General features: G+C 40.6%; 12 protein-coding genes and 1 pseudogene. 4 read left to right on the top strand and 9 right to left on the bottom strand.

What is annotated here, in order from left to right:
- Window positions 1-58 precede the first annotated feature (58 nt).
- The 9 genes and pseudogenes from CYP43_RS09620 to CYP43_RS01315 all read right to left on the bottom strand — a co-directional run bounded on the left by CYP43_RS09620 (window position 59) and on the right by CYP43_RS01315 (window position 6,374).
- Entirely contained in the window at window positions 59-184 is a 126-nt protein-coding gene (locus CYP43_RS09620; RefSeq protein WP_258032126.1) for a hypothetical protein, read from the bottom strand.
- A gap of 15 nt (window positions 185-199) precedes the next feature.
- A pseudogene (locus tag CYP43_RS09615) lies at window positions 200-247 on the bottom strand (hypothetical protein); the annotation flags it as partial.
- Entirely contained in the window at window positions 225-446 is a 222-nt protein-coding gene (locus CYP43_RS09610) for a restriction endonuclease (RefSeq protein WP_258032121.1), read from the bottom strand. The gene CYP43_RS09610 and the pseudogene CYP43_RS09615, both read right to left, overlap by 23 nt.
- A 50-nt stretch (window positions 447-496) precedes the next feature.
- Window positions 497-961: a winged helix-turn-helix domain-containing protein gene (locus CYP43_RS09445; protein ID WP_180998625.1), complete on the bottom strand. Its 465-nt coding sequence runs from the start codon at window positions 959-961 to the stop codon at window positions 497-499.
- 362 nt (window positions 962-1,323) lie between these two features.
- Window positions 1,324-2,043 (bottom strand): fumarate reductase iron-sulfur subunit, encoded by a 720-nt coding sequence (locus tag CYP43_RS01335; RefSeq protein ID WP_021091811.1) that lies wholly within the window; start codon window positions 2,041-2,043, stop codon window positions 1,324-1,326.
- The gene (locus CYP43_RS01330) at window positions 2,036-4,054 is read right to left on the bottom strand and encodes a fumarate reductase flavoprotein subunit (protein WP_103582220.1); all 2,019 of its coding nucleotides are present in this window, start codon (window positions 4,052-4,054) and stop codon (window positions 2,036-2,038) included. Before CYP43_RS01330 ends, CYP43_RS01335 begins: the two co-directional genes overlap by 8 nt.
- Window positions 4,055-4,068: 14 nt before the next feature.
- A complete protein-coding gene (locus CYP43_RS01325) occupies window positions 4,069-4,767 on the bottom strand; it encodes a fumarate reductase cytochrome b subunit (protein WP_103582219.1) in 699 nt (232 codons plus the stop codon).
- Window positions 4,768-4,886: 119 nt separating this feature from the next.
- On the bottom strand, window positions 4,887-5,702 hold the full coding sequence (lgt, locus tag CYP43_RS01320) for a prolipoprotein diacylglyceryl transferase (RefSeq protein WP_103582218.1): 816 nt from the start codon (window positions 5,700-5,702) through the stop codon (window positions 4,887-4,889).
- Window positions 5,703-5,738: 36 nt separating this feature from the next.
- Complete coding sequence (locus tag CYP43_RS01315; RefSeq protein ID WP_103582217.1) at window positions 5,739-6,374, bottom strand: IMPACT family protein; 636 nt, start codon at window positions 6,372-6,374, stop codon at window positions 5,739-5,741.
- Window positions 6,375-6,500: 126 nt separating this feature from the next.
- On the opposite strand from CYP43_RS01315, the gene galU reads away from it, so the two are divergent.
- The 4 genes from galU (at window position 6,501) to CYP43_RS01295 (ending at window position 10,741) form a co-directional block, all read left to right on the top strand.
- Window positions 6,501-7,322, top strand: a complete 822-nt coding sequence (gene galU / locus CYP43_RS01310; RefSeq protein WP_103582216.1) for a UTP--glucose-1-phosphate uridylyltransferase GalU — start codon at window positions 6,501-6,503, stop codon at window positions 7,320-7,322.
- The gene (locus tag CYP43_RS01305) at window positions 7,319-8,539 is read left to right on the top strand and encodes a glucose-6-phosphate isomerase (protein ID WP_103582215.1); all 1,221 of its coding nucleotides are present in this window, start codon (window positions 7,319-7,321) and stop codon (window positions 8,537-8,539) included. The genes galU and CYP43_RS01305 overlap by 4 nt, the downstream gene beginning before the upstream one ends.
- 3 nt (window positions 8,540-8,542) lie before the next feature.
- A complete protein-coding gene (locus CYP43_RS01300; RefSeq protein WP_103582214.1) occupies window positions 8,543-9,088 on the top strand; it encodes a DUF1287 domain-containing protein in 546 nt (181 codons plus the stop codon).
- Window positions 9,089-9,151: 63 nt separating this feature from the next.
- The gene (locus CYP43_RS01295) at window positions 9,152-10,741 is read left to right on the top strand and encodes an ABC-F family ATP-binding cassette domain-containing protein (RefSeq protein ID WP_103582213.1); all 1,590 of its coding nucleotides are present in this window, start codon (window positions 9,152-9,154) and stop codon (window positions 10,739-10,741) included.
- Window positions 10,742-10,847: the final 106 nt, after the last annotated feature.

Raw genomic sequence — 10,847 nt, 5'->3', positions numbered from 1 at the left:
ACACAAATAAAGTAAGACTGAAATGTTCCCAAGCAGTAGTGCTTTATGGCTTAAAATTTTAAAAATTATTTTCCTCAAAAAAGTCGGTGTCGATTTTGCAAATTTCATATATTTGGCTTGTTTGAACGCCGACTTTGTATTTTATCATTAGCTCTGCAAGCTTGTCGCCATCTATCAAAACCACACTAAAATTTTGATTATCTTTGGCGAAATTTTCAGCTTCTTTAGTAAATTTTGCCGTAGTGATAAAGACACCTTTTTTTAGTATTTTTATTTGAGATGGCGCCGATAAACTGCTGAATTTCTGGTCTACGTATATTACTACCGTCTTTGTATCTTTTTGCTTGGATATAAATTTTAGAAAGCCCAAGTTCATCTTCATCTATGATGCCATCTATTCCGCCGTCTGGGCCTTTATTTGTGAGATTTCCAGCTCCATAATTCATCTTTTCAAGTAGCTTTATTACAAGGTATTCAAAAAATCTTGGCTCTTTTTCTAAAATGCTAGATATAAAATTTCACTTTTTAGCTCTTCTTTTATTTTGCAAAGCGCTTCATCTATATTGTCATCTGGGGTATTTTCTGTGGCTTCTTTTTTCTCTTGCCTTATCTCTTGTTTGTAAATTTCATCGTACCAAGAGAGAAATTTGCTCTTTTTGTCCTTGCTACTTACTAGCTCTTTGCCAAAATTTGTTATAGCAAATAGGCTTCTACCAACTTTTTGAAGTGGCACTTTTTCTGGCTTTGATTTTACTTGAGCTGTTGTGGCTAGATAGGATAAAGCCCAGCCCGTCCTGCTTATATATGTAAAAGTTCCACTTTTTATTTTTTGTAAAATTTCATCATCTGATAATTTGAAATATTCAATTATAAATTTATAAATTTCAGCTATATTTGCCTCTTTCTTTTGTGCGACAAATTCTAAAATAGGTAGCATCATATCTTTATAGCTTGGTAACATTTTATATCCTTAAATGAAGCAAATTTTTGAAATTATATAAATTTTTTGGCTTGAAAGTTATAATCAAGACATGAGAAGTCTTGGCCTAACAAATTTTCTTTTAGAAAATATTAGTTTATTTGTAAACACCTTTGCTACGATATTTGCGCTAATTTTTTGTTTTGTTTCTGGTGTCGGAATCGTATTTATATTTATCGCATTTCCACTTGGTTATATAATGGGCGCACTCTTATCAATCCCATTTTTGATATTTTTATTTTTCTTATTTGTATCTATTGATATCTTTTTATACCTTTTGGCATCTTTTTGCAGTCTTTTTTAACAAATTTAGAAGTAAATTTGGGGCTTTTACAGCCCCTTTGCTACTTTATAGCAGCCATTTTTCTACGCATATAAGCTATGCGACTTTGAAGTGGTAAGTGTTTAGGGCAGTTGTCTTCACAGCCTAGCAAAGTCATACAGCCAAATACGCCGTCATCGTCGCCGATAAGCTCGTAAAAGTCCTCATCGGTTCGTTTATCAAGCGCGTCGATCTTAAATCTAGCTACACGGTTAAGTCCGACCGCACCGATGAAATCAGGCCTCATTATAGCCGTACCGCACGCAGCTACGCAGATACCGCACTCAATGCAGCGATCAAGCTCAAATACCTCTTGCGCTACTTCAGGCTCAACCTTTTCCTCAAGCTTAGAGATATCGGTCTCGTGGTCTGTATGTATCCAGCTCTCCACACGCCTACTCATCGCATTCATCCAGTTGCCGGTGTCTACGCTTAGGTCTTTTAGTAGCTTAAATACTGGCAAAGGCATAAGCTCGATTACTCCGCTTTCAAAATCCTTAGTAAGAGTTCTACAAGCTAATCTTGGCTTACCATTTACAAGCATGCCACAACTTCCACAAATTCCAGCACGACAAACAAAGTCAAAGCTAAGATCTGGGTCAAATTTCTCGCGAATCATATTTAACGCGATAAACAATGTCATACCATCAGTCTCTTCTAGCTCGTAGGTCGCAAAATGCGGCTTTGAAATTTTACTTAACGGATTATATTTAAATGCTTTTATGGTTATTTTTCTACTCATATCCTATTCCTGCTCTTTCGTTTGGTGCTTTGTATTTTGGTTGAAGATCATAGTGCATTAAAGCCTCTTGAATTTCTTGTCTGCTCTTACCTTCAGCTTGCATTTTCTCACGAATTTCATCAACCTCTTTTTGGCGGATGGCACTATCTGGATGCTCAATAATATTACCTTTCGCACCATAGCCTCTAAATGCTGGTGGCATCTCCATTTTCATAATATCAAGCGGCTCATACACGATAGTCGGTAGCGTATCGCCCTCTTTCCAGCTAGTTAGAGTTCTATTTAGCCAGTTTAGGTCGTCGCGTTTCGGATAGTCTTCGCGGCAGTGCGCTCCGCGGCTTTCTGTGCGATCAAGCGCGCCTTTTGCGATACAAAGGGCTAGTTTTAGCATCTTTGGTACGCGGTAGGCTTCCTCAAGCTCAGGGTTGCCAAATAGCGCCTTGTTGGTGACTTTGACATCTAAAGATTGCTTATAAAGCTCTTCTAGCTCTTTTACCGCTACGGCTAGACCTTCGCCGGTTCTAAAGATCGCCACGTGCTCCCACATGATGTCTTTCATCTTGTTTTTGATCTCAAATACGTTAAATTTGCCCTCTTTTTCTACTAGACTTTTTAGATAGTCTTCCTCTTTTTTAACGAATTTTTCTATATCTGCGGTATTTATATCTATTTCGTGGCTACCGCAGTAGTCGGCAAAATAATCTCCCACGATCATGCCCGCGACGACCGTTTCTGAAACGGAGTTGCCACCTAGACGGTTAAATCCGTGCATATCCCAGCAAGCAGCCTCGCCGGCGCTAAATAGACCCGCTAGCGTAGGACTCTCGCCTGTAGGCTTGGTTTTTATGCCGCCCATAGAGTAGTGCTGCATAGGAAGGATCGGCGCCCAGCCCTTGCCGCGTTGGCGTCCATTCTCGTCGGTATACACTTCGGTGTCGGCAGGATCGATACCGTTAAAAATTTCGCAAATTTCTTGAACATCGCGTAAGTTTTTCTCGATATGCTCGCGTCCTAGGATAGAGATATCTAGCCAAACATGATATCCGTACGGGCTAGGTACGCCCTTGCCTGCGCGGATATGCTCCATGATGCGGCGGCTTACGACGTCGCGGCTAGCTAGTTCTTTTTTCTCAGGCTCATAATCAGGCATAAAGCGGTATCCGTCCACGTCGCGCAAAATTCCGCCGTCGCCGCGGCAACCTTCTGTTAAAAGAATGCCAGATGGGACGATCGGAGTTGGGTGAAACTGAACAGCTTCCATGTTGCCAAGCTGAGCTACGCCAGTCTCAAGTGCGATCGCAGCGCCGATACCTTCGCAAACAACAGCGTTTGTAGTGTGTTTATAAACTCTACCATAGCCACCAGTTGCTATAAGTGTGCCTTTTGAAACATAAGCTGTGATCTCGCCATTTACTAGGTCACGAACGATCGCGCCGTAACAGCGATTATTTTGGTGTATCAAAGCGATCGCCTCTTTGCGGTCGTGAATTTCTACATTGTGTTTAAGCGCTTCGTTTGCAACAGCAAAAAGCATGGTGTGACCAGTTGCGTCAGCTGTATAGCATGTTCTCCACTTTTTTGTACCACCAAAGTCACGTGAGTGGATAAGGCCATGAACCTCTTCTTTTTCAACGATAGTTGTCTTTTGAGCGTTGATGATAGCGCTTCTTTCGCCTTTTGTGATCCTAGTCCAAGGCACGCCCCAAGCTGCAAGCTCACGGATAGCTTTTGGAGCAGTTTGACAAAACATACGTGCAACTTGCTGGTCGCAACCCCAGTCACTACCTTTTACTGTGTCAGCAAAGTGCACATCTTCGTTATCACCTTCACTCATTTTAGAGTTACCAAGGCTTGCTTGCATGCCGCCTTGTGCAGCAGCAGAGTGAGAGCGTTTTACAGGGATGAGGCTCAAAACTACGGTGCTTAAGCCCTTTTCTCCAGCAGCCACAGCAGCTCTAAGACCAGCTAGACCACCACCAATTACCAATGCGTCATAATATTTTACATTCATCTTCTAGCTCCTTTTTAATGGCTGATCCACACGAAATCGGCGATTAGCGCGATCACAGCAAGTATGCCATAAATGACAAATACAACTGTCTTTGCCTTATTTCTTTTAGCAAGCATTTCGTGTTTGTTTGCGCCATCAATACTTACCCATTTAACATATAAGCGGTACATGCCAACGCCAGCGTGAACGACCATGAAAACAAGTAGTGCGAAGTAGAAAATTTCTAGTTTGTGAAATGCAGCAGCTGACTTATCAGCAGTGATGTGACCACCAAAGATGATGTCGATGAGGTGGGCGCTTGCTGCAAAAAATAGAGCAAAGCCTGTTAAAAACTGGAACCACCAAAGTGTGGTATCAAGGTGCTTCATGCGGTCTTTGTGGCCTCTAAACATTAGATATTGTCTGTAGTTCGCAGGAAATTTTCTCATTGCCAAGAAGGCGTGAGTTACAAAAACTACAAAGATAACAGCAGCTATAACATTTGTGATCCACCAAGTAGCCTCGCCAAATAAAAATTTAGCCTCTGCAAATCCTACGACAGCGTTAAATGCGTCTTTGCCAAGTAGTATAGTAGAAGTAAAAACCATATGGCACAATATGAAACAGGCTAGAATAAATCCTGTAATACTTTGCCATCTATCCCAAGCGGCTGGAGTGCGGCTTTTTTTGCCGTCCGACCGTTTCCCCAAAAAACCTTCTATAAGCCCGGTCATGAGCCCTCCTAAGAAATTTGAAATAAGTTATCATTTCTTAATACTAATTTAAACATTAGCATTAATTGATAAAGCTAATGTTATCAGAACTTTACTTTAATAAATTTTAAATATTGACATTAAATTTTCGTAAAACTCTTATAAAGTTTAATATAGATAAAAATTCCCAACCCACACATGATAAGTGATAAAATTTGACCCATTGAAAGATCAAAAATAATAAATCCAAGTCCAGAATCAGGCTCTCTAAAAAACTCGCAAATAAATCTTGCAAATGTGTATAAAATGGCGTAAAGTGCTATGAGTTCGCCATTAAATTTCTTATATTTTCTATATAAAAATAAAATGATAAAAATAACTAAACCTTCTAAGAATGCCTCGTAAAGCTGGCTTGGATGTCTTGGCTGACCAAAGACATTTATCGCCCAAGGCACGTCTGTGACACGTCCAAAAAGCTCTTGATTTAAGAAATTTCCTATCCTGCCAAAGGTGTAGCCAAAAGGTATGCAGATGGCGCAAAGATCAAGTAGCTGCCAAGCGTTTTGCTTATATCTTTTGCAAAATAAAATTGTCGCTAGTAAAAAGCCAACCACGGCGCCGTGATAGCTCATGCCGCGAATTCCTATAAACTCGCCGTTATGGATTGGATTAAAAATTTGCCAAGGCTGCGTTAGATAGTAGCTTGCTTCACCTGAATATACTAAAACCCAGCCAAGTCTAGCGCCTAAAATGACGCCTATTTCTACCCAAAAAAAGTAGTTATCTAAAAGTTGATTTGAGATAGGGATATCATCTTTTTTAACGAGATACTTTGCCATAGCGAGCGCCAAAACAAGGGCTAAAATATACATAAGCCCATACCAGTGCACGCTAAAACCAAAGAGGCTAAAGGCGACTGGGTTAAAGTGGTTATAAATGTCGTTCCAAATTTCCATTTTTTACTTTCTTTTTAAATTTGTGCGATTTTACAATTAATAAATAAACAGCGCTTTGCTGCCAAGTGGCAAGGCTAGAAATTTAAACTCGCTTGCTTCAAATTCTTTGCAAAATTTAAATAGTTCGGCAAACTCGGCTTCGTTTAAATTTACGCTCCAGATCGCTCCAGTGTCATTAAATTCTCTTTCAAACTCGCTTAAATTTTTAGTAGCAAAGTAGTGCTCAAAGCGGCTCATCAGCGAAAATGGCGTAAAAAATTTAGTCTCATCTTTTATCTCAAATTTCATCACACCACCATCTTTTATCGCTTCATTTATCGCTTCATTCACAGCCCCTGAGTAGGCTCTGACAAGCCCTCCAGTGCCAAGCTTTATCCCCCCAAAGTAGCGAACTATCAAGACCCCAACGTTTATAAGCTCGGCTCCTCTTAGCGCATTTAGGCTTGGCTGGCCGCTAGTGCCCTTTGGCTCGCCATCATCACTTTGATTTTCAACGATTTGTCCGTATTTGTTTAGCTCTCTTGTTGCCCAAACTACATGAACGGCCTTAAAATACTCCTCTTTTAGGTGTTCATGCAAACTTTTAAACGAGCTAATCGGGCATAAAAATGCTAAAAAATTTGACTTTTTTATATCAAGCTGTGCTTTAAAAATCCTATCAATCGTCTGCAAATTTGCTCTTTTTTTAAAATTTTAAAAATCTTATCAATTTGCTAATTAAAGCCTTGTAAATTCAGACAAATTTATATTATTAAGGAAAAGATAGTAGAATTTTGCAATTTTTCATGAAGGACTAAAATGATACAAACTTGCCTATTTCCAGCGGCTGGATACGGAACGAGGTTTTTGCCAGCTACAAAATCGCTCCCAAAAGAGATGTTGCCGATACTTACAAAACCGCTCATTCACTACGGCGTTGATGAGGCACTTGAGGCTGGCATGGATAATATGGCCTTTGTCACAGGACGCGGAAAAAGGGCGCTTGAGGACTATTTTGATATAAGCTATGAGCTGGAAAAAGAGATCGCTGGTAGCTCAAAAGAGTCACTGCTAAGCGAAGTTAGAAATTTAATGAGTTCATGCACATTTTCATTTACTAGGCAAAATGCTATGAAAGGGCTTGGACACGCCATTTATACGGGCAAAACTCTAGTTCGTGACGAGGCATTTGGGGTCATTTTGGCAGATGATCTATGTATAAATGAAAACGGCGAGGGTGTGCTTTCACAGATGGTTAAAATTTATGAGAAATATCGCTGCAGCGTCGTTGCAGTGATGGAGGTGCCAAAAGAGCAGACTAAGTCTTATGGCGTCGTAAGCGGCAGGTTTATAGAAGATGATCTTATAATGGTTGATGATATGGTTGAAAAGCCTGATCCTGCCGAGGCTCCGACAAATTTAGCGATAATCGGGCGCTACATCCTAACGCCAGATATTTTTAATATCTTAGAGCGAACAAACCCAGGCAAAAACGGCGAAATTCAGATTACAGACGCGCTAAAAACGCAGGCAAAAGATGGCATGGTGCTGGCTTATAAATTTAAGGGTAAGAGGTTTGACTGCGGCAGTATCGATGGGTTCGTCGAGGCTACAAATTTCTTTTACGAGTGCAGTAAATGATAGAAACTTCATTTAAATTTAACTTTGCAAGTAGCGATGTCATCGACTCATACGCCAAACGCATAAATGACGAGTACGAAAGCGGCGAGATAGGCTACTACCACCTGCCAGTGCTTGGGCAAAATTTACTAGGCGAGATCGAGGAGTATGAAAAGGGGCTAGCTCATATCAAAAATGTAGTACTTGTTGGCATTGGCGGCAGCAGTCTTGGCGTAAAGGCGCTAAAATTGATGCTTGATGGCACAAAGGGGATAAAAAGAGAGCTTTTATTTTTAGATAACGTTGATTCTTGCAGCTACAAAAGCACGCTTGATGGGCTAAATTTTGACGAAACGCTTTTTATAATAAGCTCAAAATCAGGCAATACGATCGAGACGATCACTATTTTTAAGTGCCTGCTTGATGACTTTAAGCCTCAAAATTTAGGCAAAAATTTCCTCATCATCACTGATCCTGGGACAAATTTAGAAAATTTTGCCAAAGAAAATGGCATTAAATTTTTTAATATCCCAAAAAATGTTGGAGGGAGATTTAGCGTGCTAAGTGCGATAGGTCTTGTGCCTCTTGGTATCTGTGGCTACGATATAAGGGCACTTTTGGATGGCGCGCTTGCTTGCAAGAAGCAATACATCGAGCAAAAGGATAGTTCAATAGTCGCTAAAGCTTACCACTACGCCACTAGCAGAAATGCGAGCATAAATGTCATATTTAGCTATTGCGATAGATTTTTTGAATTTAACGACTGGTACGTGCAGCTTTGGGCGGAGAGCCTTGGTAAAAAAAGAGGCTATAAAAGGGTTGGTCTTACGCCAGTTGGACTTGTCGGTAGTCGCGATCAGCACAGCTTTTTGCAGCTTATCATGGACGGTGTAAAAGATAAGAGTGTGACATTTATAAAGATAAAAGATCACGCGAGCGACAAGGCTATCCCAAATTTGAGCCTAAAAGGGCTTGAAGAGTGCGATTTTGTGGCAGGTCTAAGCCTAAATGAGCTTATAAATTTGCAGTGCGACGCGACAGCTATGGCGCTGGTGCAAGAGGGCATAAGTGTCGATACTATCACGCTTGAGAGGCTTGATGAGTTTCATGCTGGCTGGCTCATTTTCTACTACGAGTTGCTCACCTCGGCCACTGGCATCATGCTAGGCATCAACACCTATGATCAGCCTGGCGTTGAGATAGGAAAACGTATCCTAAAAACCATGCTTTTAAAGTAAGAAATGAAGAAATTTCTGCTTTTGGCTCTTTTTGCCACACAAATTTTTGCCTTTTCGGCGAGTAAATTTGTAAATGATGCTAGGTTGCAGATCGGCGTGACGCTAAGTTACGATCCAAGCTACGAAAGGCTCGCCTATCCTATGGGCGACGTGGATATCAAAAAGGGCGTTTGCGCCGACGTTGTGGTAAGGGCGCTACGTTATCAGGATATGGATCTGCAAAGGCTCATTTTTGAAGATATGAGTAGAAATTTCGCGAGCTATCCTAAAAAATGGGGACTTAAAAAGGCTGATAAAAACATCGATCACAGGCGTGTTTTAAACATTGCCGCCTATCTAAAAAGGAAAGGTTTTGAGGTGAGCGATGATAAATTTCTGCCAGGCGATATCGTCACATGGATGCTACCAAAAAATTTACCTCACATTGGCGTGATCTCAGATAAATTTGAAGGCCAAACACCGCTTGTAATCCACAATATCGGCTCTGGCGTACAAGAAGAAAATATACTTTATAGCTACAAAATCACAGGTCATTTTAGGCTAAAGTAGCAAAAATGGCTTTTTAATCAAATTTTAGGCAAAATCGCAAAAAAATAAATTCAAGGAAAAATAATGTTAGAAGTTAGGGGACTTACTCAAAGATTTGCAAGCAGTTTGCTATTTGAGGATGTAAATTTAAAGCTAAATCGCCACAACAGATACGGACTAATCGGTGCAAATGGCGCTGGTAAATCGACATTTTTAAAAATTTTAAGCGGAGCTATCGAGCCAACTAGCGGCGAGATCATCATAGAAAATGGACTAAAGGTTGGCGTGCTTGGGCAAGATCAGTTTGCGTTTGAAAATTTCACGCTAAAAGACGCGGTACTTTATGGCAACAAACGCCTATATGACGCTGTGAAAGAGAAAGAAAAGCTCTATATGAGCGAGGAATTTACAGATGAGATAAATGAGCGCTTAAGTGAGCTTGAAATGATAAGCGCCGAGGAAGATCCAAGCTACGAGTACGAGACTAGGATAGAAAAAATCCTAAGCTCGCTTGGGTTAAATGAATTTGATAAGCTTATGAGCGAGGTTGAAAACTCCGATAAAGTTAAGGTTTTGCTAGCTCAAGTACTCTTTCCAAAGCCAGACATCTTGTTCTTAGACGAGCCGACAAACAACCTTGATATAGACGCAATCGCATGGCTAGAAAACGAGCTAAACCGCCACGAGGGTACACTTGTGGTTATCAGCCACGATAGGCATTTTTTAAATAGAGTTTGTACAAACATTTTGGATGTAGATTTTAAGAAAATTCGCGAGTTTTCAGGCAACTATGACGACTGGTATATGGCTGCAAATTTGATCGCAAAGCAGCATGAGATGGAGCGTGATAAGAAGCTAAAAGAGAAAGAGGAGCTGGAGAAATTTATCGCGAGATTTTCAGCAAATGCGAGCAAAGCAAGGCAAGCAACCTCTCGTGCAAAACAGCTTGAAAAGCTTGATATCGCGGAGATCGCAGTATCAAGCAGGCGTGATCCAAGCATTCTATTTCGTGCAAACCGCGAGATAGGAAACGAGCTAATAGAGCTTAAAAATGTAAGTAAGAAATTTGATGATAAAGTGATATTTGAAAATTTTAACTTTAAGCTTGAAAAGGGCGACAAGCTAGCCATCATCGGTCATAACGGCGTTGGTAAAAGTACGCTTTGTAAGATCATAATGGGCGAGCTAAAGCCTGACGCGGGAGAGGTACATATAGGCGCGACCATCGAGCTAGGGTATTTTGCGCAAGATACGGTAAATAAGATAGATGGCGAGCTAAAGCTTTATGAGTACTTGCAAGATGCCAAAAACAAGGACATCGACGAGATCAGAAAGTGCCTTGGTAGGATGCTCTTTAGCGGTGCCGAGCAAGAAAAGGCAGTTGGCGCGCTAAGTGGTGGCGAAAAACACCGAGTAAGACTAGCTCAGCTCATGCTTCATAGGCCAAATTTACTTGTTATGGACGAGCCAAATAACCACCTCGACCTTGAAGCTATCATCGCGCTTGGCGAGGCGTTTTATAACTTTAACGGCTCAGTCATCTGCGTGAGCCACGATAGGGAGCTGATAGACGCCTTTGCAAATAGAATTTTACACCTAAAAGGCAATGGCGAAGTGGTTGATTTTAAAGGTACATATGAAGAGTATAGAGCAAATTTGGGGCTTGAGAGCTAAAATTTGTTATTTCTTGCTCCTGATTGTAGGGGCAAGATTAAAATTTATATTTACTACAAAATTCTTGCAATTATTAATCTAAATTATATAAATTAAAAATAGCTTA

This window comes from Campylobacter concisus, from assembly GCF_002913045.1.
In the GTDB taxonomy this organism is placed as follows: domain Bacteria; phylum Campylobacterota; class Campylobacteria; order Campylobacterales; family Campylobacteraceae; genus Campylobacter_A; species Campylobacter_A concisus_AP.
This window is presented reverse-complemented; position numbering and strand designations above follow the sequence as displayed.